Genomic DNA, 26,944 nt, shown 5'->3' on the forward strand with positions numbered 1-26,944 from the left:
GATCGCGCGGGCTCTTCCGGGACGCATGCGATGTTCGGTAGCTCGTACCCTCTTCGTCAACGGATAGATGATCCCGTCTCTTACGTCGAAGTTGTAATGTGGCATCGCTTCATTCCAACTTGCCCTGGCAGGTCGGGATATCTCACGCGGAAGCCCCTGTCACTGGAGATGATTGTTCCGTGAGCCGGGCAGCGTAGCCTAGGAACAGGAACAGCAGGCCGGACGATACCAAACTGCCGTAGGCAAGGTCGTTCACCAGCACAAAAACCAACGCGCTGAAAACAAAGGCGCCTTCACGGTCCATTCTCGCTACCGTCCAGATCCGGCGTAGCGCAAACACAATCATCAGCACAAGCGCCGCTCCACCGAGCCAACCGAACTCGACCGCAGCCTGCAGGACAACATTATGCGGGAACATCTTCAGGCATGACGTGCGCTCGAACGAAGAGAGGCCGTGTCCGAACAAACCAGCATCCGGCATCCTTGAAACCGCGGAGCGCAGCAATGTCTTTCGCATCTCGACCGTGTTATAGGACTCAGCACATTCTTCCGCTTCAGATCGCGTGTGACCGTTGAACGGATCAATCGCGGCGCGAAGGGATCCCATCGAGGTTTGATGCCGTGCGGCAAACCCGATCGTGCCCGCCAAGACAAAGATACCAACGATGACTGAGACGGCCACCCGCTGCCTCGACCGAGCCACCAGTAACGACGCCAGCAACGCAATCAACAGCGCGACGAATACAAATCGAACCTGCGCCGCAGCGAATATCACGATCGGACCGCAGGCAATGGCACATGCGAAAATCGCCCGGTGGATTGTCAGTTTTTCCGACGTGGCAATCACGATCAGCAGGAAACCGAGTGACATCAGAAAGACCGTCGGGGCATGCCCGAAACCGAGTACGACAGGACGCCCGCGCAAGTCTACCGCCGCCCCATAGAGAGACCCCGCGACCACAATCGCCCCAAGCAGAACAATCGAAATCGTTATGGCTGAAAAGGCCCCGAACGGCTTACCTAAGGGCACGGCACGGCAGGCCGGATAGGCGGCAAGTGAGAGCGCAAACAACGCTGCATCCCGCGCCGGCGGCAGACCGTTGAGCGCCACAGAGACCGCAACAGTCGCAACAAAGGCCGCAAACAGAACGTCGATCTCGCGGAGCACAATTCCCCGGTAACGGCCGAACAGCCCGATCACCGCCGTCGAGCCAACCAGCACGGCCGCCGTCAAAACCGGGTTGCTGGTCGAGCCCAGCGCCCCGTTGATCAGGGCGAGGATCGGGCCGCTCGAAATCAGAATCGCAAACGGAATTCGCCACGTCATGCCACAGCCCCGGTTACCCCATCCCGACCCGTCGGCAGTTTTGACAGTCGCCTCATGAGTAATATTGCAGCGCCGCAAAGCAATAAAGGAAAGTGACCAGGCTATCCAGATTTGATTTTGTTCCTCGATCAGGCGCTTTTCGACAAACTGTCACTCGATCTCAGTCAGGTTGGTTTGTAATAGGTTGCGGTAGCGCTGAATGGCGGGGAACATGAAACGCAACAGGGAGGCGCTGGCCGCACATGCTCACCGACTGTGGCGATGATAACAATGGGCGCGAGACTTCGGTCCCACGCCTGATTGTTGGCCGACGCTTGGCCTAGTCCGACCCCATTCTCGACACCGTCCTGGGCAAAGCTTGTGCCGAGTGACGGAGGGGACGATGTGTAACAACGCGGAAGAATATCGCCGGTGGGAGCGCGTTTGTCTGGAGCAGGCCGAGCTTTGCCAACAACCGGAAGCTCGGGCGGCCTACCGGAGCTTGGCCGGCAACTACCGCCTCGCGGCCGCTAAGATCGAGGCCCAAATCGCCAGCCCCATAAGTTTGTGGTCCAAAATTTGGAGAACACCCTATTTCTCAAGATTGGTAGGCCGAAAGGACTACGTGTCCCGCACTCTACCTATGTAGTGGCTGCGCATCGACTTGACCGCTCGCTGCGAAGCGTCACCGCAGAGAGGCCTGCATCGCACGCTGAACCGTATTGCCAAAATCCGCCGCAAAGGCCGCCACGCGGTCGTACTGATACGGAACCAGGTTTCGAATTATTGAAACTTCTGAATCCTGCGATACCCGCATCAGGTGATCGGCGAGGGTCGCGGGATCATCCGTCCCGAAATAGCTCGCCGTGTCGTTGGTCTGTTCGCGGTGGACGTCAAGATCAGACAGTATCATCGGCACGCCAAACGACTTCGCTTCCTCGACGGTTGTGCTCCATCCCTCCGATCGCGACGGATTGATCAGCCCGGTGCACGCCCGAAGCAACGCGTAAACGTGCGAAAGCGGAATCATTCCCAGATGACGGAAGCGTTTTTCGAGCCCCCGACTTCGGACCCCCGCCATGACTTCATCGAAATAGCCTCGCTCGCGCCGATCTTCGGTGCTGCCCGAGGCGCACACGACCGCATCGAACCCTCGCTCCGCCAGGATGGCCAGCGCATCGACGACCACCTGGTGATTCTTGTGCGTGTAGAACTGATTTGGCAGGTAGAAATATTTTTCAGGCAACTGATACTGCGCAACGATCTCAGCCGGATTTGCGCTCAGGAACGCCGGCGACGGCCCGGTCGCGAAACGAACCACACAGACCTCGTTCTTCGCTCCGGGATAGAACTTCCGGAAGTCGCGATGCGAGCTTTCGCTGCTCAGCATGACGGTGCGCCCCGATGCGATCTGCATTCGGAAGCCGGCTTCGCGACGCCACCGCGCCGCCGCCGGAAAAAGCTGCGGCAATCGTCGATGCTGAAAATCGGGAAACCAGGCAATTGCGGGATAAGGCAGTCGCCAACCAAAGAAGCGGGCAGCTTCGAAGATGGCATCGATGCGGTGCGTCCGGAATTCGGCCACCGCCTCCCGGTCCAATCCCCATGCCAGCGCGGCAGCCAAACCGGCACGGCCGTCGAACGCCGCCGATCGCACCACCTCCACACCAGGTATCGCGGCAAGCGGCGCAAGATCGGCGTCATCGCCACCGGCCCCGGCAAACAGGATGGGCGCAAACTCGCCGCTGCGGAACTTGCTCAGCGCCTGAAATAGATTGCTTTGATAGTTGTAACCGCCAGCCCAGAGCCTGCGGGGAATATGCGTAAAGGCGAGACGCAGCGGCGACCCCTCGTTCACCGGCTCTGACCCTTGAACCACGAGACATAGTCCGCAAAGCCCTGTTCAGCCGAGATCGTCCAGTCGAAGGTCAGAGCGCGGAGCGTTGCGTCGTCCGCCAGCAGACTTGACGGATCGCCGGCGCGTACAATGCCTGAAAAGTGTACCGATACGCTTCCGCCCCAGCATTCTGCAAGCACGGCGGCAACCCGTGCCACGGTCGTTCCAAGCCCGGAGCCAGCGTTGATCACTTGAAAGGTCTCCGCCTGCGGCGTTCCGCCGATCACGGCCAACAGCCGGGCGACGTCGCGAACGTCGGTCCAGTCCCGCACCTCCGCACCTGTTCCTCCCAACACCAGGTTTCGCTCACCAGCTTGCAAGCGGGAGCAGATGTCCCATGGCAATTGCTTGCGCAAGTTTGGGCCGTAGACCGAGAACAGCCGCGCCACCGTGCTGCGAATGCCAAAGGTGACGGCATAAGTTCGGCAAAGCTGCTCCATCATCAGCTTGTGCTGCCCATAGGGCGACATCGGAAGCGTTGCGGCATCCACCGCAATCGCTCCCCCATGACCGTCTCCATAGACTGCCGCGCTCGACGCGACAATCAAGCGACAATCCCTGGCGGCCCCGCGGAGCCACTCCAGCAGCCTGGCCGTGCTCGTAACGGTGCGCGAAAAATCCTCAAACGGCTGCGCGATCGACAACCCGACCGACGACCCGCCGGCCAGATGGAAAATCGTCGACGGCATCCCAGAGTGCTCCACAAGCGCGCTGAGATTGGCCGCATCGATCTCGCCGTTCAGCCAATGCCCGAGACCGATGCGACCCCGTTCGGCTTCGCCGATCGCACCGTGACCGATGCCGTGAACGCGATAGCCCCGATCGGCCAGCACTCGAACGAGATGCCGGCCAATGAAGCCATTGGCCCCGGTAACCCAGATGCTCATGATTGTGCCTTGTGACAGACAAATGAGTAGAGCCGGCCGGGCCGATGATCAAAGCGCTCTGCCATCGAAAGCAACGATGTGAAAACGCTCCTGGAAGCGAGCGCGGCGCGCCAAACGGGCTTGACCGGGATCTTGTCCGTCAATCTTTCCACGACGGTCGCCCGCAGCGTCTTGATTGTATGGGGAAACAGATTGATCGGGCTCTTGAGCGGCGAGAGCACCTCGATCGCAGCAAATCCCGCATTCCTCAACGCGCCGGTATATCGATCGAGAAGATACGCGTGCTCGCCGCCATAGAGGTGATGCAGGGGATGTTGATCGAGGAATGCCCCGAGATCGGATTCCCTGCTGATCACGTGTTCGCGCGCGGCAATGAGCATTCCTCCAGGGCGAAGCACGCGGAACATTTCCCGGCAGGCGCCGTCGAGATCGCGCATATGGTGCAGCACGGCCCGCGCGAACACGACATCGAACACGCCGTCAGCGAACGGGAGACGCTCGGAAAACTCCTCGACCACCTCGATCGGCAAGCCAGCCTCGGCCGCAAGCCCGCGGATCGCCGCCGTCCCGACCACGCCGCTGGGGTCAGGCTCGAGCGCAGTGACCGCAAATCCGCTTCGCGCCAGCGCGTAGCTCGCAATTCCGCGCCCGGCGCCGACGTCGAGCGCCTTGCCGGTTCGATTCTCCAAAAACTTAGAAACCGCCTGCCATTCGGCACAGGCAAAGTAACGCTCGGCCGCATCGATCAGAGGGTCGTCATAGAACGCGTCGAGCACAAGCTGACGCTGGTCCGGCTGATTGCGCAGCCAAACCACGGCATCTTCCCATGTCGTGAATGGCTGCTCCACCATAAGTTAGCTAACCCAGCGCGCCATTCAGATCAGATCCTGAAATTTCGCCCATTGCAGTTGTTTGCTATAGCGCTCTTTTACCATGGCGCAACCCGCCTGAGCGATGGATCTGGCCAGGATTTCATCTCTCATGAGCTTGTCGATCAATTCCGGTATTTGTTCGGGCGCGGAATATTGCAGCATGGTTTCGCCATTAACGAAGCCTTCCGGATAGCGCCCCGCGTCGGTCAGAAGGACGGCTCCGCACCCCGTCGCCTCAAAGCATCTCATATTGCCGCGATCCTCTCCCGCCATGTCCACGGCGCCGTTGAAAACGATCCGGCTCTTGGCGATCGCGGCATAGGCATCGCGGCCATACAACGGATCGGCGCGAATCTTCCGAATTTCGTCCGGATGACGATATGAGCGCAGCGCCGGCAGAGGGGGAAGAAAATTTGCCAATCGGGTAAGGCGCGAATCTTCGAGATAAAAGCGTGCCCGCACATCGGGCGCTGCAGCCGCCGCCCGAAGGGCCCGGCTGCGCTTGACGTGATGGCGCGAGAATCCGCCGATGAAGATGAGATCGAGTTCATCACTTCGAGCTGCGCCATAGGCATCCATCACCGGATCGTGCGCCGGGAAAAAATACGCGACTCGACAGCCCTTTTGACGCCAACTCTCGAGAATTGAAGGAAAGTTGCATACGATCAGGTCGTATTTCGACAGGTCTGCGTTTCCGGATGGCGCAGCGCGCCAGCCAACCGATTTCTTCACACAGCCCGGCAATTTCGCGACAAACTCGCTGCCGTAACGGATCGGGTCAAGATTGTAGAACACTTCGGTGCGATGTTGCTCGATCTGCGCGAGCAGAATTTGCTCCAGATTTTCTGTCTGCAGACCGTTCTCTTTCGCCCAGAGCAGTTGCAGGTCCTTGTCGTCTCCGTTGGTATAAAATGCATCCGGGCCGTTAGTCAGTACGGGCAGAAGGATATGGGATGCCGTAAATCTGGTATCCAGAAACTGCGCTCGTCCGGCGGCGAAACTTTGATACGGCAAGCGGCGACGATGGGCCTGGAATCCGCGAGACAAGCCGTTGTTCTGGAAGACACGCATGACACTCAACCCTCGGCACTTGCATCTGGCGGGGAGCTTAATGTCCGGATCACTCTAGCCGGATTCCCGGCAGCCAACGTGTACGGCGGAACATCCCGGGTGACGACCGAACAGGCTCCGATTGCGGCACCCTCTCCAATCGTGACTCCCTTCAGCACACTCACGTTAAATCCGATCCAAGCCCTATTGCTCACCACCACTGGCGCGTGCGCGATCTTCTCCCAATCTTTCCGGCCGGCACTCCATTCGCGAACGTCGTTCCGGCGGTCTATCCAATCGATGCTGTGGGAATCGTGGTCCACAATCGTAATCCCCCATGACATGATGACGTCGTCGCCGATGGAGAGGCTTCGATAGCAGACCAGGTGGCTTCGTCCGATAAATGTGCGGCTTCCGATCTGAATTTTGCCTCCCGTTTCCTCGAAACTGATATCAGCGTGGACGATCGAATCTTCTCCTACCGACAAAGCGTTGCCTGCCGCGCGCCTGATGCGGCGCCACGCGATCGTCGACCCACGTCCGATACTTACGGCCCCGGAAAGCCGGCTCTTCCAGCCAAGGATGGCGTCGATTAGGCCTATCAGGATGCGCCGCATGCTAAGACCTCGCCAGCATCCATTTCATGTTCAGATACGGCCAGATGCGGCCGACCGATTCCCAATCCCACTGTTTCGAGGAGGTCAGATGGCCAACGGTCCGGCGCAAGCGTTCCTCATCCACCAGCTCGGCAAACGCCGGCACCTTCTGGTCGAGCAAACCCGCGGTCCAGCCGGCCAGAGGTCCGTTCAACCATTCGGGCATCGGCGAATTGAATCCGACCTTTCGGCGTCCCATCCGGATGGATTCCGGCATCAGGTTAGCCATCGCCTTTCGTGCAATGACCTTGGTATAGCCATTCGATGACTTGCTGGATTCCGGCAATGCCATCGCATAGGTGACCAGACGCCAGTCCATGAACGGCATGCGGACCTCAATGCCGTGAGCCATTGACAGGCGGTCGAAGTTTCGCAGGATGGTCGGCAGCACGGTGCTGTGAAACATCCGGTAGAGCCGTCGGTTCAATGCACCCCAGTCGCGCGGCAGCACATCGTCTTCTCCGACCAGCGGGAGCTCCGCCGGCACGTCGCGCAGACCGTCACGCAGGAAATAGTTTCCCTGGCGTCGGATCATCAGCGCGCGCAGCAGATCAACACCTCGCCTCGCCAGCGCCGAACTTGAGCCAAGTGCGGCAGCCGCGTTTCGCATCCAGAACGCCCCCGATTGCCCCTCCTGAAGATAGGCCCCCATCAACTCGTCCGCGCCATGGCCGTCGAGCGACACTGTCACGTTGTGACGTCTGAGTTCTCGATAGATCAACCAGGCCGCGCTCGGAAGTCCGATATAGACGTCATCATTGTCGTCGAGGATCTGGTCGAGTTCGGTTAGTGCGTCGGCCCGCCCAATCTCCAGGAATGTCGGCACGACCTCCGCCCACGCCGCCGCCTCCTCAGCCATCGGCCGCTCGTCATTCGAGGCGCCGGGAAAGGTCGCCACAAAAGCGTGGCGCCATGAGGTGCTGTCCCGCGGACCCATACCGGCCTTTTCGTGCGCGGCCATGGTGCTGATCACAGCCGACGAATCGAACCCTCCCGACAGGCAGGTCCCGATCGGCACGTCGCTGCGCATCCGAAGCGCGACCGCGTCCTGGAACAGTTCGCGAAAGCGCTCCACCCGTTCGGCTTCAGTGTTCGGGACCACCGGCAGGTGATCCACCGTCCGCCACCAACGCCGGACCTCCAGTTTGCCCTGGCGCAGCCACATGCAATGTCCGGCCTGAAGGCGGCGCACCTCCCGGCAAAGGGTCCGTTCGCTTCCTTCGACTCCGAAAGCATCAAGCATAAGTCGCCGCGCCACGTCGATATCCAGCGACACGTTGATCAGGCCGCTTCGCGCCAATGCGCGCTGCTCGGATGCAAAGACAAAGCGTTCCGATGTCAGCGCATACAACAGCGGCTTGATGCCGAAGCGGTCGCGCGCCAGAAACAGTTCTTCGGTTTTGGTGTCGAAGATCGCCAGCGCCCACATTCCGTTGAAGCGCGTCAGCATGCCTTCCCGCCACGCTTGCCATGCGGCCAGAATGACCTCGGTATCGGACTGGCTGCGGAAGATTGCCCCCTGCGCCTCAAGCTCGCGCCGCAGTTCGAGGAAGTTGTAGATCTCGCCGTTGAACACGATCACATGGCGGCCGTCGCCGGAGACCATCGGCTGAAAGCCTCCCTCGCTGGGATCGATGATGGCGAGCCTGCGGTGGCCGAACGCCAAGTTGCGGTTCGCGCTGAACCAGCTTCCCTCGCCAAAGGGTCCGCGATGCGCGAGGAGATTCGTCAGTCGTGAGATTTCCGACGGTTCGACCGCGTTGCCGCGAAGGTTTATGATGCCCGCAATTCCGCACATTCGTCAGATCGCCTTGAGGGACAGGAGGCGGCCGGCGATGACGCGGAGATCCCGCCAGCAGGCCGCGCCGTAGGGACCGGCGCGTGCGATCGCGACCGCGACGACGAAGATGATGCCAGCCGCCAGCAGATAACAGCTCCCCACGTACCACCAGCCAATTGCCTGGTCGAGTTGCGCATTACGGAAGCCATATCGCAACGCCAGCGCGGTTGCGATGCCGACGCCAATCGGCATCAACACGAAGTGGGTCAGACGCGACCGCATACCGGCGAGGCCGAAATGCCGGCGCAGCAAGATCACGACGGTGACCATTTGAGCGATCATGCCAATGCAGGCGCTCCAGCCCGCCGCCTGCCATCCGAAATACGGCAAAGCGATCGCACTCGTCGCTACCGTGAACACGCCCGTGAGCAATGAGATCACGGCATTCGAACTCGACCGCCCTTGCGCCAGAAGATAGAAAGCAAAGACATTCGAGCTCGACCCAAGGATGCCGGCGATCGACAGTATCACCAGCACACGCTGGGCCTCGGCAGCCACTTCGGCGTCGGTCCACAGATGAAGCAACGGGCCGGCGACGGGGATAAGGCCGCCAAGCGCACTCGCGGCGAGCACATTGAGTATCCAGGACGAGCGGAACAGGAGATCGGCCTTGCGATCGTCAGTCTCCTTCTGTAGAGCGCTGAAGAACGGGAAGAGGATTTCGCCGACCTTCAGGACGCCGATATACACCGCCTCCTCCAGCCGCTGCGCAATCGTATAAAAGCCGACGAATTGCGGCTGCAGCAAAGCTCCGAGCAGGTAACGATCCGCCTGTGCGGCAATGAGCGCGCCACTCTGTGCGGCCAGTTGCCAGCCACCCAGCTTGACGAGGTTGCCGAGCGACCCGCGATCGATCGTCGGGCGCGCGAGCCACTCGCCTACGACACGTCGGGACCATCCGAGGGCCAGAACAAGGCTCGTTGCAAAACCCAACGCCTGACAGCCGAGAAACGTCGAGGCTTGAGGCCAGCGCGGAATCAACAACAGCATGGAGCTTGTTGCGACCACGGTACTGATGATGCTGATCGAAGCAACCCTTCGATAGTCCTGGCGCGCCGTGAACAAGGCCAGGAAGACAGCGGACAGGCACTGGCACAACCATCCGGCACTGGCCAGCACAAATGCGAGTCCCAGATCATCCGCGGACGGCCCGCTCAGGTGAAATCCAAGCCGCGCAAGCGGTGCCCCGGCCAAGGCGAAGATCATCACAATCGCGCCGCCGGTTGCCAATGCCAGCATCAATGCGGTTGCGAATAAGCGTCGCGCATCGTTGCGCTCGGACGGCTCCAGCCGCAGGGCGAGCTCCCGCGTCGCCGACAATGCAAGCGCGTTGCTGAACGCCAGCGCGGGCGCAACACATGCGGTCACCAGACCAGCGACGCCGAACGCTGCGACACCGAGGCGAAACACCACGAACGGAAGGATCACGAGATTCAGTGCTACGGCCACGACAAAGGCGATCGCGTTCCAGGCAGAATTACTCAGTAGATCGGTCGGACTTTTTCTCAATCCCATATTAGCTATCGGGCCATCGCACTTTGCTTAGCTTGCTCGTCAGATCGACCGCCAACGTCCTCAAGGCATCGCGACATCGATCAGCAAATGAGCTCAGCTACCCGATGACTGAGGAGCTAGGCCGTGCCGCGAAGAACAAGAAGCGCACGTGCTGCCTAGTTGAAGAGCGGACAGAGAGCGATCGCGGAGTGTTTGGTTTACCCTGCCGCTGTCTATCTACAGGAGCTGCTAAGCGGCCGCAATGCAGTCCCCGTAAACCATTGAAATAGCAGGATTTAGCACTATCGCTCATAAAGGCGGTCAAAGTGCCATTCCGATTGAAGGTCAACAGCGCCCGACGTCTGGACGAAATTGATGTTGGCGACCTCGTGGCAGGCGTTCAGCGGCGATCGTGCAAGGAACCGTTCGGCGGCCGAACATCGTGTCGCTCCTGATCGGAGCGTTAAACAGTAGCACTACTTCTGCACATTCTCTTGGAGACGATAATCCAGAGCCGGACGGCTTTTTCGATAGGTCAGTGATCGGGCTCGCGCAATGCCCGTCTCAGCCCCTCATCGAGCGTGATCGGCGGCCGCCAGCCCGTCGCATTGGCCTTGGAAAGGTCAAGCTCCAGGGAACCGAGGAGGCTCTCTTTGACTTCCTTGCGGCCGCTGACCCTGAGCAGCGCGCTCAGCAGCGGTCTCGGGATGTGAAAAAGGCGCGCCGAACCGCCCGCCGCGTGTGCAAGCCGCGTGATGAATTCCGGGGTGGAAACCTGCTCCTCATCCGCTAGGAGGAAAACCTCGAACTTTTGCTCTCGGCGCGGAAGCCGATGTAGGATAAACGACGACAGATTGTCTACGGCCAGGAACGCACGACGATTGTGAATCCCCGCAAACGGAAGCGGGATGCCAAATCCGACCGCCTTCTGCAGCAGCGCGAAATTCCCTTTTGCGCCGGAACCGTAGATCAGCGGCGGTCTGATGATGGTCAAGGACATCTCGACGCCTTGCGCCAACGTCTTCAAGCCGGCTTCGGCGGCTGCTTTCGACATTCCATAAAGGCCGCGCGGCATCAGATCGTCGTCCTCGCGAAACGGGGCGCGACCATCACTGCTGCGGCCGTGCACCAGAATGGTGCTGACAAAGATGAAGTGGCGCACACCGGCGTTCAATGCGCTGCTCGCAAGGTGCAGCGTCCCTTCAATGTTGACATTGCGATAGACTTCGACTGCGCGCTCTTCATGTGGACGGTGGACATGGGCCGCAAGGTGAACCACGGCGTCTACGCCGGCAAGCGCGTGTTGCCAATTGGTCGTGGCGTCGATCGATTCGACCACGACTTCGCCCTCGCGTCCTGATGGCTTGCGAACGCCGCGGCGCACAACCCATCCATCGCGCGCCAGCGCGAGCGCCAGATGCCGGCCCACGAAACCGCTCGCACCGGTTACCAGGACGACGCCTCGCCCATCCGTCATGACATCGACCCTGCTCGTTTCGGATTGCGCAAAGCAGCCCCTAATTCAATATGGCATAGCTCGTCAAGGCGCGATCGAGACTGAGGTTGCCGGCGATCGCAACCGCGCGTTCAGCCGTCGAGACATCTTGCGACAGACACGCAGCGCGTATCGTCTTATCAATTGAATTTGGCATGGCCTGTGGGAGTTCAATAAACGAAGGCCTTAATCCACCTGTCCATGATCAATCGCAAGCACTATCAATCCCGTTTCGGAAACCGATGGCGGATGATGCTGAAGCTTGACCGTGGAAGTGCGTTTGGTTTCCCCAACAAGGGCAACGCCAGAGACCATCATGTTGGCCAGATCGGCATCGATCTCGGTATGATCATCAACGCCACAGACCGGGAGTAAACGTGGCGAAGGTCGCATGTGGAGTCTGACGATCGCTTGCCGTGAATGGACAAAGGCCCAGCTCGTCCAGCTCAGCAGCCAAGCGATCGACACAACAGCTACTACAGTGACCTGCGCTGACTTGCTCAACTTAAAGTTTGCTGATATTGGTCCCACTCGGATCGAGGAAAGGACCTGGCATGAAGTTCTTATCGTCCGCGTTCCAACGCATGTTCGCTCCAGGTGATCCCGATGCGGCGATCAAGGCAAACCCACGTAATATTTCCGCGTGGATCAGATTGATCGACACGCGTGCCCTGTCCGGAAGCTTGAGCCCCCACGCTATGGCCCTGATCAAATCCCATGACCTTTATCCGACTGGGCATGCGGTCAACTATTTCGCAGCAGATATTGCCAAGAAAGGGGGAGAGGCCCTTGAACGCCTGGCGGCCGATCCGACCAAGAATGTGGAGCCTGCGATCGAGGAACTCGTAAAGTGGAAGACGGCCATCCAGTGCGGCCACTCGCACGACGTGTCCAAGGGCTACTTCATCGATGCAGAGCCGGCTATGGAATTGCAGTGGAATCAAATCATCTTCCCCTTGATTAGGGATCTCGATTTTACCACGGTGCTCGACCTCGCCTGCGGACATGGCCGCAATTCCGAGTTTCTACGCCGACACACCAAATTCTTGCACCTCGTCGATATCAACCAAACGTGCATCGACGCCTGCCGCACGCGGTTCGGTGACACCAAAGACGGGACGCGGTTCTATTATCATGTCACCGACGGCAATCATCTCAAGATGATCCCGAACGACGGCATCACTCTCGTCTACACCTGGGATTCGATGGTTCATTTCGACAAGTTGATCGTTCGCGACTATCTGCTCGACATCAAGCGGGTTTTGAAGCCTGGCGGATCGGCGTTCCTACATCATTCGAACTTCGGTGAGATGGCTCCCGACAGCAACTGGGCCACAAACACCGGTACGCGGTCCGACATGTCCGGCAAAATCATGCGGGAGTATGCTGCTGCACTCGGACTTGATGTCGTGCTTCAGAAGATCCAGGGCCGCGCGGAAGGTTGGGGTGAGGACGGACTCGATTGCGTCTCGATCCTGCAAAAGAGGGGCGTTTAGTGACGAGTTAAAATACGGCCAACAGTTGCGACGTAAAGTGTCTCGAAAGATGGCCAGCCTTCGGCATACCGCAGAACGTCTGCGCTTCGCGGCTTCGCAAATTCCGCAACTCCGAATTTTTCGACTCGCCCCCTCCCCGTTTGCCGGATTCCGCCGCGGGCGCATGGTATCCATCTAAATAAACTGAAAATCGGAAGCGTGCAGATTGGAGAGGAGCACGTTGTGCAGCGTCACCAGATTCTGTGCATCTTGTGCTATCATCACGTCAGGCCCGAACTGCTGCATGTGGCTCTGCACAGCACCCATTTCGGCAAAAGCCGCGTGATCGAACTGGATCGAATTCACGCCGGCCGCGAATCCGTTGACGGTGTTTGATCCGAAGTCGGATCGAAAAACGAATATATCGGGGCCACCGCCCGCGTTTAGAATATCGTTGGGGCTGCCGATTAGCGCTGTTGGGCCGACCCCGCTTGAAGTGAGCGCCTGACCGCCGAGGTGCCCGTCCAACACATTGGCAAAATGGCCGGCTACGCCGTCGCCGTTGAGGTCTTGCTGGAAGCTGAGCTCGAGGTTTTGCAAAGCATAGTTCGTGCCGGACACGTGGCTCGTCAGGCCGTCGATATTCGAAACGTAGTTGCCGTTGTTGTCGGTGTTCCAGGCCGTGTACAGACCGGTGCTGGCATCCTTCCAGGCCACCTGATAGCCCGTCGCCGTCTTCTCAGCGCCGATCGGCGCCCAAGCGCCAAATTGCCCGTCCACAAAATCCGCACCGCCATACTTCAGCGAGGGACCCGCGCCGCCGCCGTCATAAAGGAAATAATGATCGGCAGCATGGGTAAGAGCAGTTGAGCCTTGCGTCTCGACCGCTGTCGTTACCAGCCCGATCTGCCCGTCACCGTTGAGATCCTGATGGAGGCTCGTCTCGAGCGACTTAAGGGCATAGTTCGTACCCGACACGTGGCCGGTCAGGCCGCTGACATTGGAAACGTAGTTGCCGTTGTTGTCGGTGTTCCAGGCCGTGTACAGACCGGTGCTGGCCTCCTTCCAGGCCACCTGATAGCCCGTCGCCGTCTTCTCCGCACCGATCGGCGCCCAGGCGCCAAATTGCCCGTCCACAAAATCCGCACCGCCATACTTCAGCGAGGGACCCGCGCCGCCGCCGTCATAAAGGAAATAATGATCGGCAGCATGGGTAAGAGCAGTTGAGCCTTGCGTCTCGACCGCTGTCGTTACCAGCCCGATCTGCCCATCGCCATTGAGATCCTGATGGAGGCTCGTCTCGAGCGACTTAAGGGCATAGTTCGTACCCGACACGTGGCCGGTCAGGCCGCTGACGTTGGAAACGTAGTTGCCGTTATTGTCGGTGTTCCAGGCCGTGTACAGACCGGTGCTGGCATCCTTCCAGGCCACCTGATAGCCCGTCGCCGTCTTCTCAGCACCGATCGGCGCCCAGGCGCCAAATTGACCCGCAGCCACTGCCCCGCCAGCATATTTCAACTCAGAGCCAGTCCCGCTGCTGATGTTATTGAGATAAAAATTACTGCCAACCTCCACCAGGCTGGTCGATCCAATCGCCTCGATCACAGTGGGAGCCGTGACAATTCCATTCAAACTGGCGGCGCTTATAAGGACGTTGCCCGAAAGGTCGATGGCAAAGTCGGCGACACGATCTCCGTTGGTGTCGCCCTGCAGCGTGGTGACCCCGAGCGAGCTGTTATAGAAGTAATTGAGTTCTCCGGCGGCGCCGTCGAAGGCGCCGGTCGCGATAAATCGGAAGAGGTCATATCCGCCCGTGCTGCTTATCGCATCGATCCCGCTGAGATCGATGTGATCCAGGCCAGAGACGAAATCCGTAATGCGGTCATGCTGCCCGCTGGCAGCCGAGCTTTCGCCAAACGCAAACACGAACGTATCGCCGCTGCTGCCCCCTGTCAGATTGTCGATGCCGGCGCCGCCGATCAGCTTGTCGATCCCAGCTCCACCAATCAGCGTATCGCCGCCACCGCCACCGGATAGCGTGCAGCCGAAGCCGCTTGCGATCAGCGTGTCATTGCCGCTGCCGCCGATGGCCTTCTCGATGATCGCGCTGAGCGCGATGCCGATGTTGTTGACGAGGCCGCCAACCGAGGAGAAGGCGCCGGAGTGCAGGTCGATGGTCTGGGCCGACGAATAGCCGGAGCAATCGAGCGTGTCGTTGCCGCCGCTGTCGTAGATCGTCAGTGCCGGCGCCGAAGCGTAGTTGCCGAAACTGAATACCGCGCCCGCATTGCTGCTGAAGCCATAGAAGGTGTCGCCGGTTCTGGTCGAGGTCGCCGCCCCGTAGATCGAAGCCATGGCGTAGATGTCCGCCATCTGCGGCGTGACCACGTAGCGGTACGAGCTCCCGGAATAATTGTGCTCGCCGAAATACGACATGATCGAATATTGCCAGGTGTCGTTGGCATAGATCGCATTGGTCGAATACGACGCGCTGCCGTTGTACGGCCCCTGGTGGCCAAGCCCGAGCGCATGGCCGATTTCGTGGACGTAGGTCTGGTAGGCGTAGCTATCGATGCCAGTCTTGCCGTCGTTGGCGCCGCCGTCGGTGGTGACCCAGTCGGTGCTGATGTTGATGATCTGGTAGGAGATCGCGCCGCTCCCCGACCACTGGCCACTGCTATAGGCCTCCATCGTGCCGTTGTGGGTGAACGTGATGTTCGCGGAGCCGGAGGTTTGGACGAAGCTGATGTTGGCAACGTCGGACCACGCCTGCAGTGCCGATAGCGCGAGGAACTGCTCCGCCGAATTCAGGCCGTTGATGTTGTAGGTGATGATGTTGGAAGCAAAGTGATGGGCGACGTTGTTGTTGTATTGCCAAAAGCCATTGACGAGGTAGTCGGCGAGCGTCGCGATCGACGCGACCGGCTTCGCCGCATACACCTCGCCGCTGGACACGCTGGCGGCATCTAGTGCCAGCGGGTAAGGCTCGCCTTCGTCACCGAACTCCTGGTCCTGCATCTCGTCAGGTTGAAGCGCGCGGTCGCCGGCCCCGGACGCGAACGGCTGGAAGGCCCAGATCTCATCGGAAAGCAGATCATTCTTCTTCATCGATCGGGCCTGTCAGCAGGTCGTTCGCGCGAGAATCGCAAAAGCACACGGAAGGCTAGAGTCGCCTTCATTAACGCTTGTTTACTGGCCGGCTTTGTCGCCTCCCTGCTTTACGCTGCATTACGGCGAAAAGCAGAATCCGCGGTCCCGCCCCCGTAGTCTTCCGGGGGTGGGATTCCGGCTCTTCGCGCCAGCCGTCCCGCCGATCCAATAAAGGAACCTTGCTGCTGCCAACGATTGGCCTCGCCGGGCGCCGAACAAGCAGTTGGAAATCAGCGCGAGATTTGTTTAAGTCGGATCGGGCTGCTCCCTCCCAACGCGAAAACCAAAAAAACAAGGTTTCTCAATGCCTTTCCCACGCGCTTCGCAGGCCCTTTCCCGCTTCACCGTGCTCGATCTGACCCGCGTCCGGTCCGGGCCGACCTGCGTGCGGCAGTTGGCGGACTGGGGCGCCAACGTCATCAAGATCGACGCGCTCTTGGAAGATAGCGGCGGCGAGCAGCCGGGCGGCCCGCGCCATGGCTCGGACTTTCAGAATCTACACCGCAACAAGCGGGCCATGACACTGAACCTGAAGGACCCAAAGGGCCTCGAAGTGTTCAGGCGCCTCGCCGCCAAGGCCGATGTGGTGGTCGAAAATTTCCGCCCCGACGTGAAGGCAAAACTCGGCATCGATTATGAGAGCCTGCGCCAGGTCAACCCGCGCCTCGTCTATGGCAGCATCTCCGGCTTCGGCCAGGATGGCCCCTACCACAAGCGGCCGGGTTTCGATCAGATCGCCCAAGGCATGGGCGGGCTGATGTCGGTCACCGGCGCGCCGGGCCAGGGCCCGATGCGGGTCGGCATCCCCGTCGCCGATCTCACGGCCGGGCTGTTCTGCGCCCTCGGTATCCTCACCGCGCTGCTGGAGCGCGATGTTTCCGGCGAGGGTCAGTGGGTGCAGACCTCGCTGTTGCAGGCCCAGATCTTCATGCTGGATTTCCAGGCCTCGCGCTGGCTGATGGAGAAGGAAGTCGCCAAGCAGGCCGGCAACAACCATCCGACCTCGATCCCGACCGGCGTCTTCAAGACCTCCGACGGCTATATCAACATCGCGACCACAGGCGGGCGGATCTGGGAACGCTGTGCGCAGGCGATCGGCGCCCCCGAACTGATCACCAACCCCGATTACGCCACCGCGCCCGCGCGCTCCAAGAACCGCGACGCGCTGAACGAAGCGATCGGCAAGCTCACCGAAAAGAAGTCGACGGAAGCCTGGGTCAAGGAATTGAACGAAGCCGGCGTGCCCTGCGGCCCGATCTATTCCATTGACCAGATGTTCGAGGACGCCCAGGTCAAGCACCTCGGCATCGCGCAACACGTGCCGAACGACGAGAACCGCCACATCCAGCTCGTCGGCCAGCCGGTGACGCTGTCGCGCACGCCAAGCAGGATGGCCGCGCGCCCGCCGGAATTCGGCGAGCAGACCGAAGAGGTGCTGGCGGAGTTCGGCTTCGGCAAGGACGAGATCGCGGATCTCAGACAGCGCAAGGTGGTGTAATCCGCCCTACTTTTACTTCAGCGTTGCCGTCGCGAGCGCGTGCTCCACGCAATTGTTCACGTGCGCGCGCAGCGTCTCAGTCGCGGTCTCGGCGTCGCGCTTCAGCGCGCTATCGAGCAGCGCCTTGTGCTGGGCGGCGGGCTCGCTGCCGCGGTAACTGAACGCCACCATCTGATAGCGGAAATATTTGTCGAACACCAAGGCGTGCGTCTCCATCAGCGTGCGCGAGCCGCAATTGGAGATCAGCGCCTGATGAAATTCACCGTCATAACGCTTCCACTGCTCGAGCTCGCCCAGGCCGGTTTCCATCAACCGCTCCGTTGATGCCAGCTTGTGATGTGCGGAAACCACGCGCCCTTCCCACTCGACATCGGCATTGGCGAATGACACGCCCATCGCGTGCTGCTCTAGCAGCAGCCGAAGCTCCGCGAGCTCGCGGAGGTTTTCGGCCGAGATCGACGCCACCTCGAAGCCGCGCCTGCCCTCGGCCAGCACAAAACCTTCCGCCGTGAGCCGGTTGAGGATTTCGCGCAGCGTAGAGACGCTGACGCCGTAGTCCTCTTTGAGACCTTCCAACCTGAGCTTCTGCCCCGGACGCAGGCGGCCGAACACGATGTCGGTGCGGATGCGGCGATAGCCGTCATCCCCGACCGCTTCCTGCTCTTCCGTTCGCTCGACCAGTGTCATTGCCAATCCATGCGCCAGGCAGCCAACCGGCAAGTGCCACGTCAGCCGATTCCGCTCAAGTGCTGCGTTCTATCCTATATATCACATTTCATATGATAATTTAGAAATTATACTTTGACATTGTATTTCTCATATGAATACTCCCCATCGCGACGTTCAAAGATCGCGTACCAACGGGGAGAAACCGCCATGCGGATCGGATTGCTGTGCGCTGCTGTCAGCGTTTGCGCGCTCTTGGGGACACCGGCTTCCGCCCAGGTGCTGGAACGCACCATCCGCTGGGGCCATCTCAACAACACCGATCATCCGATCAGCTTTGGCGTGAAAAAATTCGCCGAAGTGCTGGCCGCGAAAAGCGGCGGCAAGCTGAAGATTCGCGAGTTTCCGGCCTCGCAACTTGGCAACGAGATGCAGCAACAGTCGGCGGTGCGCGGCGGCACGCAGGAAATTCTCTCGGCGTCGACCACCTCGCTCGCCGGCGTCGTCAAGGATCTCGGCCTGTTCGACTTCCCCTTCACCGTCAGCACGTTCGAGCAGGCCGAGGCTCTGGCCCAGGGCGCATTCGGAAAGGCGATGCTGGAGTTGCTCCCCGAGAAGGAACTGATCGGGTTGGGCTACTGGGGGCTCGGCTTCCGCAACGCCACCAACAGCAGCCGCCCGATTGCGAAGGTCGAAGATTTCTCAGGGCTCAAGCTGCGCGTGATTCCGAACCCCGTCTATCTCGAAACCTTCAAGGCGCTGAGGGCAAACCCGGTGCCGATGGCGTTCGGCGAATTGTACACCGCGCTGGAAAACAAGACGGTCGACGGCCAGGAGAACCCCTACAGCGTCATCCTGTCGAACAAGTTCTACGAAGTGCAGAAATACGTTTCGGCTACCAACCACACCTTCACCCAGAACGTCATCATCGTCAGCAAGAAGTTCTGGGACGGGCTGTCGGCGGAAGAGCAGAAAATGCTGCGCGACAGCTTTGCCGAGACGCGCGAATATCAGCGCGATCAGACCAAGCTCGCCGCGGAGAAAGCGCTGGATGAACTGAAGGCCAAGGGCATGCAGTTCAACGAGATTGCGCCTGCCGAATACGCCCGCATGCAGGACGCCACCAAACCCGTCGTTGAAAAATTCTCGGCCGAATATGATCCCGCCCGCGTAAAGCTATTCACGAGCGAAGTCGCGCGCATCCGTGGCGCCAAGTAGGCCCGTCATGGGCACCATCGAGCGGCTGATCGACCTTTACTGCCGGCTGCTCAAGCTCGCGATCGCTATCTGCCTCGCTGCGATGGTCGTGCTGGTCTTCACCAACGTGGTGCTGCGCTATCTCTTCAATTCAGGGATAGCGACGTCAGAGGAACTGTCGCGCTGGCTTCTCGTCTGGCTGACCTTCCTCGGCGCCATCATGGCGCTGCGCCTGCATGCCCATCTTGGCGTTGACACGCTGGTCCGTGCGCTCCCGCCGCGCGGCAAGCTCGTTTGCTTCGTGGTGAGCTATCTGTTGATGCTCTACGTGGACGCGCTGCTGACGCTCGGAAGCTGGAAGCAGGCGGCGTTGACCTTCGGCGACAGCGCGCCCGCCTCAGGCATTTCGGTCGGACTGTTCTTTTATTCTTCCGGGCTCGTATTCGGCGTGTCGGCCGCCGTGATCCTGCTGCTCGATCTCGTGCGGGTGATGAGCGGATCCGCGTCGGAACAAGATCTGATCGCTGTGAAGGAAAGCGATGAGCACACCTGATCATCCTTCGATGGCGGGGAGCCGGGCATGACGCTTGCGGTCTTCACGTTCTCTTTGCTCGGCGCGATGGCGCTGGGCATGCCCATCGCCTTCGCGCCGATCGTCTGCGGCGTCGCGCTGATGCATTCGCTCGACATTTTCGACTCGCAGATCGTTGCCCAGAACATCATCAACGGCGCCGACAGCTTTCCCCTGATGGCCGTGCCGTTCTTCATGCTCGCCGGCGAGGTCATGAACCGCGGCGGCCTCGCTAGGCGGATCGTCAATGTCGCGCTCGCGCTGGTCGGGCACGTCAAAGGCGGCCTCGGCTACGTCGCCATCCTCGCCTCCTGCGTGCTGGCGTCGCTGTCGGGCTCGGCTGCGGCCGACGCCGCGGCGCTGGCGGCGCTGCTCGTCCCCATGATGGTCGCGGCCGGTCACCGCAAGATGTATGCGGCGGGCCTCGTCGCCGCCGGCGGCATCATTGCGCCTGTGATCCCGCCGAGCATCGGCTTCGTGCTGTTCGGCGTGGCCGGTGGCGTCTCGATATCGAAACTGTTCCTCGCCGGCATCTTCCCCGGCCTCATGCTCGGTGTCGGATTGTGCCTCGCCTGGTGGTGGGTCGCGCGCGGAGAAAATATCGAAAGCCCGCCGCGCAAGTCGCTCCGCGAGATCGTCTGGGCCTTTGTCGACGGCTTCTGGGCCCTGATGCTGCCCGCGATCATCATCGTGGGCCTGCGGTTCGGCGTGTTCACGCCGACCGAAGCCGCCGTTGTCGTTGCCGTCTACGCGCTGTTTGTCGCGACCTGCATCTACCGCGAGCTCAAGATCGGCGAACTCTACGAAGTCTTCGTCTCGGCTGCACTCAGCACCAGCGTCGTCTTGTTCCTGGTCGCGGCGGCGCTGGTGTCGTCCTGGCTTATCACCGTTTCGGAAATCGCCACCCAGATCGTCGACCTTGTCCGTCCCTTCATGGGTAACCAGACGCTGCTGATGCTGGCGATCATGCTGCTGGTGGTCATCGTCGGCACCGCGCTCGACATGGCCCCGAGCATCCTGATTCTCACCCCGATACTGATGCCGATCGTCAAGCAGGCCGGCATCGACCCGGTCTATTTCGGCGTGCTCTTCATCATCAACAACGCGATCGGCCTGATCACCCCACCCGTCGGCGTCGTCCTCAATGTCGTCTGCGGCGTGTCGCGCATCAGCATGGAGGACATCGTCAAGGGCATCTGGCCATTCATGATCGCCCAACTGATCGTGCTACTCCTGATGGTGCTGTTTCCATCAATCGTCACCGTGCCGGCGAAATGGTTCGCCGGCTGACATGTTGCCGCGATCGGCTACACTGCCCCGTCATTATCCCGTGAAAGGCATTCCATGCGCATCATGATCCTCAATGGCCCGAACCTGAACATGCTCGGCATCCGCGAGCCGCATATCTACGGCTCGACCACGCTCGATGCCATCAAGACCTCCTGCGAGGAGTTCGCCGCCTTCACCGGCACGCAACTGGCGTTTCACCAGTCGAACCACGAGGGCGAGCTGGTCGACCTGATCCAGTCCGCGCGGACCTCGGCCGACGCCCTCATCATCAATCCCGCTGCCTACTCCTTCACTTCGATTGCGATGTTCGACGCCATGAAGATCTTCGAGGGGCCGATCTACGAGGTGCACATCTCCAACATTCATGCCCGCGACGAGCTGCACCGCCACTCCAAGCTTTCGGCAGCCGTGAAAGGCGTGATCGCGGGCCTCGGCCCCTATGGTTACATCGTAGCGATGCAGGCCGCACTGCAGGGGGCCGGCCAACTGCCCGCGGCCCTTCCGGCCGCCATGCGCATCGGACCAAAGTAAGGGAAGCCCGACATGCAGGGATCCGGTTATCTCGCGATCTGGAGCGATCTGACGCCGCAGAACGAAACCGACTGGGCGCACTGGATCACCCGCGAACACGCCGCCGAGCGCGTCGGCATCAACGGCTTCCTGGCCTGCCGCATCTTCCGCGCGCTGGGCGCATCGGTGAACCGCTACTTCATCCTCTACGAACTCGAGGACGAGCGCGTCGTCGGCGGTCCGGACTATCTGGCGCGGCTGAACGCGCCGACGCCATGGTCGCAACGCATCATGCCGCGGCTCGGCAATTTCGCGCGCGGCGGCGGCCGTGTCGCGGCGTCTGCCGGCACGGGCCAGGGCGGCATCGTCGCGCCGCTCCGCCTCGACACCGCGCCATCCTGGGATGCCGCCACGCTTGTCGCTGAGCTCGCTCGCCTCGACAGGATCATTGCCGCACGCGTGCTGCTCACCGACATCGCGCAGACCTCGATCAAGACCCGCGAGAAAGGCATGCGAAGCAACGACGGCTCGTTCGCCGTCCTGCTGCTGATCGAGGGACTGGACGAGGCTGCCGTCCGCGACGCCCTTCATCACCTCCGCAAGAAGCTTCCAGCCGAGGATCACGGTGCAATCGACAGCCTGCCGCTCTACCGGCTGGCGTTCAGCCTGCCGAAGCGGCTCCTGCCGGGTTGAAGAAAAGTGACGAATCGAGCTGACGAACTGCGGGCTGATTTGCCGCTCGCGCAAGCGCAATTCATGCAGCGGCTTGCGACAAGATAACCCGACAGGCAAATCACTTCTGATTTTCCGAAATCGTGTCAAGCCCAGGAATCAAAAATATGCTACGCCTTCGCCGGCCGCAACATGCGCGTGACGCTGCCGAACGCCTTGTCGATGACGGGCCAGAACAGCAACACGATCGCCAGTGTCGTGATCGAGCCGACCAGGCCATTCGACCAGAACACCTTCAAATCGCCGCCGGCGCCGATCATCGACAGGCGAAACGCATCCTCGGCGCGGTTGCCGAGCACCAGCGCCAGCGTGAACGGCGCGAGCGGAATGCCGATCTTCTTGAAGACGTAGCCGACGACGCCGAAGCCCAGCATCAGCCAGATGTCGAAGATCGCGTTCTGGATCGCGTAGGCACCGATCGCGCAGGACACCACGATCATCGGTGCTACGGCGGCGAACGGCACGCGCAGGACGGATGCGAAGATCGGCACCGTCGTCAGCACCAGCACGAGGCCGACGACGTTGCCGAGATACATCGACGCAATCAGGCCCCAGACGAAATCCTTGTGCTCGACGAACAGCAGCGGCCCGGGATTGAGCCCCCACACCATCAAGCCGCCGAGCAGGATCGCCGCGGTGCCCGAGCCCGGGATGCCGAGCGCGAGCATCGGCAGCAGCGCCGCTGTACCGGAGGCGTGCGCCGCGGTCTCCGGCGCGAACACGCCCTCGATGCGGCCCTTGCCAAAGCTGTCCCGGTCCTTGGAGAAGCGCTTGGCGAGGTTGTACCCCATGAAGGACGCCGCAATCGCGCCGCCCGGCGTAATGCCGAGCCAGCAGCCGATGAAGGACGAGCGGAACAGCGTCACCCAGTATTTCGGCAGGTCCTTCCACACCGACAGCACCACGCGCAAGGAGATGCCGGCGGCGTGGCCGCGCAGCGCCAGCCGCTCCTCCATCGTGAGCAGGATCTCGCTGATGCCGAACAGGCCGATCACCGCGACCAGGAAGTTGACGCCGCGTAACAGCTCCGCCGAATCGAAGGTCATGCGCAACTGGCCGGACACGGTGTCCATGCCGATGCCCGCGAGCAAGAGACCGAGCGACATCGAAATGACGGTCTTGTGCTTGGCCTCGCGGCCGAGCCCGACAAAGGAGCAGAAGGTGAGCAGATACACCGCGAAGAATTCGGGCGGTCCGAATCTCAGCGCGAACGAGGAGATCATCGGCGCCAGGAACGTAATCAGCATCACCGCGACCAGCGAGCCGATGAACGACGAAGTGAAGGCCGCGGTCAGCGCTTCCGCCGCCCTGCCCTGCTGCGCCATCGGGTAACCGTCGAAGGTGGTCGCGACCGACCAGGCTTCGCCCGGAATGTTGAACAGGATCGAGGTGATGGCGCCGCCGAACAGCGCACCCCAGTAGATGCAGGACAGCATCACGATCGCCGAGGTCGGGTCCATCGTGAACGTCAGGGGCAGCAGGATCGCGACGCCGTTCGGACCGCCGAGGCCGGGCAGCACGCCGACGAAAATGCCGAGCACCAGCCCGGTCATCATCAGGAGCAGCGTCTTCCAGGTCAGCAGCACGGCGAAGCCGTGCATCAAGAGGCCCAAGGCTTCCATTTACGGGGCTTCCATGGCTTGTGTCCCACCGACCGGTTAGCGGCCGAGCGCCGCTTCGAGCGGGCCCTTTGGCATGATGACGTCGAAGGCGACGTCGAAGGTCACGAACATCGCAGCGGTGAACACGACGGCGGTGAGCAGCGACTTCCACAACGCGATCTTGCCGACCAGACGCATGAAGCAGGAGATCAAAAGGAAGCTTGCGACATAGAGCCCGAGGAATTGCGTGGCGAGGCAGAACAGAACCGTCGGCACGAACACCGCCATCACGCGGCGAAGCTGCGCTTGCGTCACGAAGGATTCGGAGGCTTCCCGGCGCGACAGGAACGCCGCAACCAGGCCGTAGAGACTGGCGCCACCGAGGATAATCGACAGATAGAACGGAAAATAGCCGGGCTGCGGACCGGTGGATTCCCAGCCCGCGCCCGTCCGCCAGTTGTCGTACCCGAGCGTCAGCGCAAGCGCGAGAAGCAGAAGGCAGACGGCCACGTCGACCACCCGAACGCTCGCCCTCTGAGGCGAGTCCGCCTCCGGCGCGGTCGGATCCTCGACGACGATTTCGATGTCGGTATTGGACATGGAGACGGTGCCCCCCGGTACGACAGTCCTAAACGGGGATACGTGCCGATGTCGCCGGCGTCAATGTCCGGCGCTGCGCTCCGGGAATGCGCTCGCAAGTGCAGCACGATCGGGCCGCAGCAGGCCGCGTTCGGTGATCAAGCCCGTCACCAACCGCGCCGGCGTGACGTCGAAGGCGTAATTGGCAACCGGCGAGCCGTCGGGAACCACGCGCACGGTCTCGACGCGCCCGTCAGTGGTGCGGCCGGTCATGGTCGCCACCTCCTCGGTGTTGCGCTGTTCAATCGGAATCTGCCTGATGCCGTCGTCGATGCTGAAATCGATGGTGGGCGACGGCAGTGCAACATAGAACGGCACGCCGTTGTCATGGGCGGCGAGCGCCTTCAGATAGGTGCCGATCTTGTTGCAGACATCGCCACTGGCCGTCACCCGGTCGGTGCCAACGATCGCGAGGTCGACCATGTGGTGCTGCATCAGATGGCCGCCGGTGTTGTCGGGGATCACCGTGTGCGGCACGCCGTGGTGCCCAAGTTCCCAGGCAGTCAGCGAAGCGCCCTGATTGCGCGGCCGGGTCTCGTCAACCCAGACATGGACCTTCAGGCCGCTATCATGGGCGAGGTAGATCGGCGCCGTGGCCGTGCCCCAGTCCACCGTCGCGAGCCAGCCGGCATTGCAATGGGTCAGAATATTGATCGGCTCGCCCGGCTGCTTCGTTGCCGCGATCTGTTCGATCAACGCCAGACCATGCCGGCCGATCCCCTGGTTGATCGCGACGTCCTCATCGGCAATTTCGGCGGCGCGCTGGTAGGCTGCCGCGACGCGTTTCGACGCTGGCAGCGGCCGAAGCAAGCGCGCCATCTCCTCGAGCGCCCATTTCAGGTTGATCGCCGTCGGCCGTGCCGCCAGCAGCGTGGCATAGGCGCGATCGAGCGCCGCATCGGAAGCGTCCGTGCGCATGGCGAGCGCCATGCCGTAAGCCGCAGTCGCGCCGATCAGCGGCGCGCCACGCACCAGCATGGAGCGGATGGCCTCGGTCGCATCGGCGGCGCTCGCGATACGCGCCACCACAAATTCATGCGGCAATCGCCGCTGGTCGATCGCACCGACCGTGCAGCCGTCGTCCTCAAGCCAGATGCTGCGAAAATGCCGGCCATCGACCTTCATGTCCTACGCCCTTCGCGTCGTGCGCTCGCTGGAAGACATCCTCACGACCGTAGCACCCTTCCGGCCACGGCATCGAGCTTGGCGAGCAATTCTGCATCGCGCGCTTCCGGCGCCGTGATCAGGGCGGTGTCCAGCGCCTTGTCCGAGCCGATCGGGCACGGCTCATGCTCACGCGGGAAATCCCGGGCGAGACGCGCGACCAGCGCCTTGGCCTTGCCGGCATTCGAGTTCAGCACGCGAATGATATCTTGCACGGTGACCGCCTCATGATGAGGATGCCAGCAATCGTAATCGGTGACCATCGCCACGCTGGCGTAACAGATCTCGGCCTCGCGGGCGAGTTTTGCCTCGGGCATGTTGGTCATGCCAATCACCGAATGACCCTGCGCCTTGTAAGTCTGGCTCTCCGCGAGGCTGGAGAACTGCGGCCCTTCCATGCAGACATAGGTGCCGCCCCGCACCGCCGCGATCCCCTCAGCCTCGGCCGCCGCCGCCAGATGCACATGCAGCCGCGGCGAAACCGGATGGGCCATCGAGACATGGGCGACGCAACCCTTGCCGAAGAACGAGCTCTCACGGCGATAGGTGCGGTCGACGAACTGATCGACCAGCACAAACGTGCCGGGCGGCAGTTCCTCCTTGAAGGAGCCGCAGGCCGACAGCGAAACCAGGTCGGTAACCCCTGCCCGTTTCAGCACGTCGATATTGGCGCGGTAGTTGATGTCGGAGGGCGAGAGCACATGCCCCTTGCCATGGCGCGGCAGGAACGCGACCGGCAGCCCGGCGATGATGCCGCGCATCAGCGGCGCGGACGGCTCGCCCCACGGGCTGTTGATGGTTTCCTCGCGGACATCCTCCAACCCCGGCAGGTCGTAGATGCCGGATCCGCCGATGATGCCAAGCACGGCACGCGTCATGACTTCTCCCACTTACGATTACACGGAAGATGTTCGACTATACTGCGCCGCAATAATCAAGCATTGTCGCACGGTT

Annotated in this window: 23 protein-coding genes; 7 read left to right on the top strand and 16 right to left on the bottom strand. The window is 61.2% G+C overall.

Annotated features, from left to right (window positions below):
- Positions 1-142: 142 nt before the first annotated feature.
- From V1290_RS07805 to V1290_RS07850, 10 genes are all read right to left on the bottom strand, one after another.
- On the bottom strand, positions 143-1,327 hold the full coding sequence (locus V1290_RS07805; protein ID WP_334363856.1) for an O-antigen ligase family protein: 1,185 nt from the start codon (positions 1,325-1,327) through the stop codon (positions 143-145).
- 664 nt (positions 1,328-1,991) lie between these two features.
- Positions 1,992-3,164 (bottom strand): glycosyltransferase family 4 protein, encoded by a 1,173-nt coding sequence (locus tag V1290_RS07810; RefSeq protein WP_334363857.1) that lies wholly within the window; start codon positions 3,162-3,164, stop codon positions 1,992-1,994.
- The gene (locus tag V1290_RS07815; RefSeq protein ID WP_334363858.1) at positions 3,161-4,090 is read right to left on the bottom strand and encodes an NAD-dependent epimerase/dehydratase family protein; all 930 of its coding nucleotides are present in this window, start codon (positions 4,088-4,090) and stop codon (positions 3,161-3,163) included. Before V1290_RS07815 ends, V1290_RS07810 begins: the two co-directional genes overlap by 4 nt.
- Entirely contained in the window at positions 4,087-4,905 is an 819-nt protein-coding gene (locus tag V1290_RS07820) for a class I SAM-dependent methyltransferase (RefSeq protein WP_334363860.1), read from the bottom strand. Before V1290_RS07820 ends, V1290_RS07815 begins: the two co-directional genes overlap by 4 nt.
- Positions 4,906-4,965: 60 nt before the next feature.
- On the bottom strand, positions 4,966-6,033 hold the full coding sequence (locus tag V1290_RS07825) for a glycosyltransferase family protein (protein WP_334363861.1): 1,068 nt from the start codon (positions 6,031-6,033) through the stop codon (positions 4,966-4,968).
- A 5-nt stretch (positions 6,034-6,038) separates the two neighbouring features.
- A complete protein-coding gene (locus V1290_RS07830) occupies positions 6,039-6,629 on the bottom strand; it encodes an acyltransferase (protein WP_334363862.1) in 591 nt (196 codons plus the stop codon).
- 1 nt (position 6,630) lies between these two features.
- Positions 6,631-8,466: an asparagine synthase (glutamine-hydrolyzing) gene (gene asnB / locus V1290_RS07835; RefSeq protein WP_334363863.1), complete on the bottom strand. Its 1,836-nt coding sequence runs from the start codon at positions 8,464-8,466 to the stop codon at positions 6,631-6,633.
- A 3-nt stretch (positions 8,467-8,469) separates the two neighbouring features.
- Positions 8,470-10,023: a lipopolysaccharide biosynthesis protein gene (locus tag V1290_RS07840; RefSeq protein ID WP_334363864.1), complete on the bottom strand. Its 1,554-nt coding sequence runs from the start codon at positions 10,021-10,023 to the stop codon at positions 8,470-8,472.
- Between the two features lie 514 nt (positions 10,024-10,537).
- Positions 10,538-11,479 (bottom strand): NAD-dependent epimerase/dehydratase family protein, encoded by a 942-nt coding sequence (locus V1290_RS07845; protein ID WP_334363865.1) that lies wholly within the window; start codon positions 11,477-11,479, stop codon positions 10,538-10,540.
- Positions 11,480-11,683: 204 nt separating this feature from the next.
- Complete coding sequence (locus V1290_RS07850) at positions 11,684-12,001, bottom strand: hypothetical protein (protein WP_334363866.1); 318 nt, start codon at positions 11,999-12,001, stop codon at positions 11,684-11,686.
- A gap of 50 nt (positions 12,002-12,051) precedes the next feature.
- Between V1290_RS07850 and V1290_RS07855 the strand changes: the two genes are divergently transcribed.
- Positions 12,052-12,993, top strand: a complete 942-nt coding sequence (locus V1290_RS07855; protein WP_334363867.1) for a class I SAM-dependent methyltransferase — start codon at positions 12,052-12,054, stop codon at positions 12,991-12,993.
- 174 nt (positions 12,994-13,167) lie between these two features.
- On the opposite strand, the gene V1290_RS07860 is transcribed toward V1290_RS07855, so the two are convergent.
- A complete protein-coding gene (locus tag V1290_RS07860) occupies positions 13,168-16,080 on the bottom strand; it encodes a M10 family metallopeptidase C-terminal domain-containing protein (protein ID WP_334363868.1) in 2,913 nt (970 codons plus the stop codon).
- A 346-nt stretch (positions 16,081-16,426) separates the two neighbouring features.
- On the opposite strand from V1290_RS07860, the gene V1290_RS07865 reads away from it, so the two are divergent.
- Positions 16,427-17,620, top strand: coding sequence for a CaiB/BaiF CoA transferase family protein (locus tag V1290_RS07865; protein WP_334363869.1), 1,194 nt, complete (start codon positions 16,427-16,429; stop codon positions 17,618-17,620).
- Between the two features lie 12 nt (positions 17,621-17,632).
- Here the strand turns inward: V1290_RS07865 and V1290_RS07870 are convergent, their stop codons facing one another.
- The gene (locus V1290_RS07870) at positions 17,633-18,307 is read right to left on the bottom strand and encodes a GntR family transcriptional regulator (protein WP_334363870.1); all 675 of its coding nucleotides are present in this window, start codon (positions 18,305-18,307) and stop codon (positions 17,633-17,635) included.
- A gap of 189 nt (positions 18,308-18,496) precedes the next feature.
- Here V1290_RS07870 and V1290_RS07875 point away from each other — a divergent pair, with 189 nt between their 5' ends.
- The 5 genes from V1290_RS07875 to V1290_RS07895 are packed head-to-tail and all read left to right on the top strand — an operon-like array spanning position 18,497 to position 22,547.
- Positions 18,497-19,504, top strand: coding sequence for a TRAP transporter substrate-binding protein (locus V1290_RS07875; RefSeq protein WP_334363871.1), 1,008 nt, complete (start codon positions 18,497-18,499; stop codon positions 19,502-19,504).
- Between the two features lie 16 nt (positions 19,505-19,520).
- Positions 19,521-20,036 carry a TRAP transporter small permease gene (locus V1290_RS07880; RefSeq protein ID WP_442895050.1) on the top strand — a complete coding sequence of 172 codons (516 nt, stop codon included), beginning with the start codon at positions 19,521-19,523 and terminating at the stop codon, positions 20,034-20,036.
- Between the two features lie 27 nt (positions 20,037-20,063).
- Positions 20,064-21,344: a TRAP transporter large permease subunit gene (locus tag V1290_RS07885; RefSeq protein WP_334363873.1), complete on the top strand. Its 1,281-nt coding sequence runs from the start codon at positions 20,064-20,066 to the stop codon at positions 21,342-21,344.
- Between the two features lie 54 nt (positions 21,345-21,398).
- Positions 21,399-21,875 carry a type II 3-dehydroquinate dehydratase gene (locus tag V1290_RS07890; RefSeq protein WP_334363874.1) on the top strand — a complete coding sequence of 159 codons (477 nt, stop codon included), beginning with the start codon at positions 21,399-21,401 and terminating at the stop codon, positions 21,873-21,875.
- 12 nt (positions 21,876-21,887) lie between these two features.
- On the top strand, positions 21,888-22,547 hold the full coding sequence (locus tag V1290_RS07895) for a hypothetical protein (protein ID WP_334363875.1): 660 nt from the start codon (positions 21,888-21,890) through the stop codon (positions 22,545-22,547).
- Between the two features lie 149 nt (positions 22,548-22,696).
- Here the strand turns inward: V1290_RS07895 and V1290_RS07900 are convergent, their stop codons facing one another.
- The 4 genes from V1290_RS07900 to V1290_RS07915 are packed head-to-tail and all read right to left on the bottom strand — an operon-like array spanning position 22,697 to position 26,868.
- Positions 22,697-24,208: a tripartite tricarboxylate transporter permease gene (locus tag V1290_RS07900; RefSeq protein ID WP_334363876.1), complete on the bottom strand. Its 1,512-nt coding sequence runs from the start codon at positions 24,206-24,208 to the stop codon at positions 22,697-22,699.
- Positions 24,209-24,244: 36 nt separating this feature from the next.
- A complete protein-coding gene (locus V1290_RS07905) occupies positions 24,245-24,787 on the bottom strand; it encodes a tripartite tricarboxylate transporter TctB family protein (RefSeq protein ID WP_334363877.1) in 543 nt (180 codons plus the stop codon).
- Positions 24,788-24,847: 60 nt separating this feature from the next.
- Entirely contained in the window at positions 24,848-25,951 is a 1,104-nt protein-coding gene (gene mtnA / locus V1290_RS07910; protein ID WP_334363879.1) for an S-methyl-5-thioribose-1-phosphate isomerase, read from the bottom strand.
- A 41-nt stretch (positions 25,952-25,992) separates the two neighbouring features.
- Complete coding sequence (locus V1290_RS07915; RefSeq protein WP_028347262.1) at positions 25,993-26,868, bottom strand: S-methyl-5'-thioadenosine phosphorylase; 876 nt, start codon at positions 26,866-26,868, stop codon at positions 25,993-25,995.
- Positions 26,869-26,944: the final 76 nt, after the last annotated feature.

The sequence above is a fragment of the Bradyrhizobium sp. AZCC 1578 genome (genome assembly GCF_036924675.1).
In the GTDB taxonomy this organism is placed as follows: Bacteria; Pseudomonadota; Alphaproteobacteria; order Rhizobiales; family Xanthobacteraceae; genus Bradyrhizobium.

What these genes read in the sequence shown, in the direction of transcription:
- asnB (WP_334363863.1), bottom strand. Translation starts at nt 8,466, where the DNA reads ATGTGCGGAATTGCGGGCATCATAAACCTTCGCGGCAACGCGGTCGAA.
- V1290_RS07805 (WP_334363856.1), bottom strand. Translation starts at nt 1,327, where the DNA reads ATGACGTGGCGAATTCCGTTTGCGATTCTGATTTCGAGCGGCCCGATC.
- V1290_RS07870 (WP_334363870.1), bottom strand. Translation starts at nt 18,307, where the DNA reads ATGACACTGGTCGAGCGAACGGAAGAGCAGGAAGCGGTCGGGGATGAC.
- V1290_RS07885 (WP_334363873.1), top strand. Translation starts at nt 20,064, where the DNA reads ATGACGCTTGCGGTCTTCACGTTCTCTTTGCTCGGCGCGATGGCGCTG.
- V1290_RS07900 (WP_334363876.1), bottom strand. Translation starts at nt 24,208, where the DNA reads ATGGAAGCCTTGGGCCTCTTGATGCACGGCTTCGCCGTGCTGCTGACC.
- V1290_RS07915 (WP_028347262.1), bottom strand. Translation starts at nt 26,868, where the DNA reads ATGACGCGTGCCGTGCTTGGCATCATCGGCGGATCCGGCATCTACGAC.
- V1290_RS07845 (WP_334363865.1), bottom strand. Translation starts at nt 11,479, where the DNA reads ATGACGGATGGGCGAGGCGTCGTCCTGGTAACCGGTGCGAGCGGTTTC.
- V1290_RS07830 (WP_334363862.1), bottom strand. Translation starts at nt 6,629, where the DNA reads ATGCGGCGCATCCTGATAGGCCTAATCGACGCCATCCTTGGCTGGAAG.
- V1290_RS07815 (WP_334363858.1), bottom strand. Translation starts at nt 4,090, where the DNA reads ATGAGCATCTGGGTTACCGGGGCCAATGGCTTCATTGGCCGGCATCTC.
- V1290_RS07905 (WP_334363877.1), bottom strand. Translation starts at nt 24,787, where the DNA reads ATGTCCAATACCGACATCGAAATCGTCGTCGAGGATCCGACCGCGCCG.
- V1290_RS07840 (WP_334363864.1), bottom strand. Translation starts at nt 10,023, where the DNA reads ATGGGATTGAGAAAAAGTCCGACCGATCTACTGAGTAATTCTGCCTGG.
- V1290_RS07875 (WP_334363871.1), top strand. Translation starts at nt 18,497, where the DNA reads ATGCGGATCGGATTGCTGTGCGCTGCTGTCAGCGTTTGCGCGCTCTTG.
- V1290_RS07860 (WP_334363868.1), bottom strand. Translation starts at nt 16,080, where the DNA reads ATGAAGAAGAATGATCTGCTTTCCGATGAGATCTGGGCCTTCCAGCCG.
- V1290_RS07825 (WP_334363861.1), bottom strand. Translation starts at nt 6,033, where the DNA reads ATGCGTGTCTTCCAGAACAACGGCTTGTCTCGCGGATTCCAGGCCCAT.
- V1290_RS07865 (WP_334363869.1), top strand. Translation starts at nt 16,427, where the DNA reads ATGCCTTTCCCACGCGCTTCGCAGGCCCTTTCCCGCTTCACCGTGCTC.
- V1290_RS07895 (WP_334363875.1), top strand. Translation starts at nt 21,888, where the DNA reads ATGCAGGGATCCGGTTATCTCGCGATCTGGAGCGATCTGACGCCGCAG.
- V1290_RS07855 (WP_334363867.1), top strand. Translation starts at nt 12,052, where the DNA reads ATGAAGTTCTTATCGTCCGCGTTCCAACGCATGTTCGCTCCAGGTGAT.
- mtnA (WP_334363879.1), bottom strand. Translation starts at nt 25,951, where the DNA reads ATGAAGGTCGATGGCCGGCATTTTCGCAGCATCTGGCTTGAGGACGAC.
- V1290_RS07890 (WP_334363874.1), top strand. Translation starts at nt 21,399, where the DNA reads ATGCGCATCATGATCCTCAATGGCCCGAACCTGAACATGCTCGGCATC.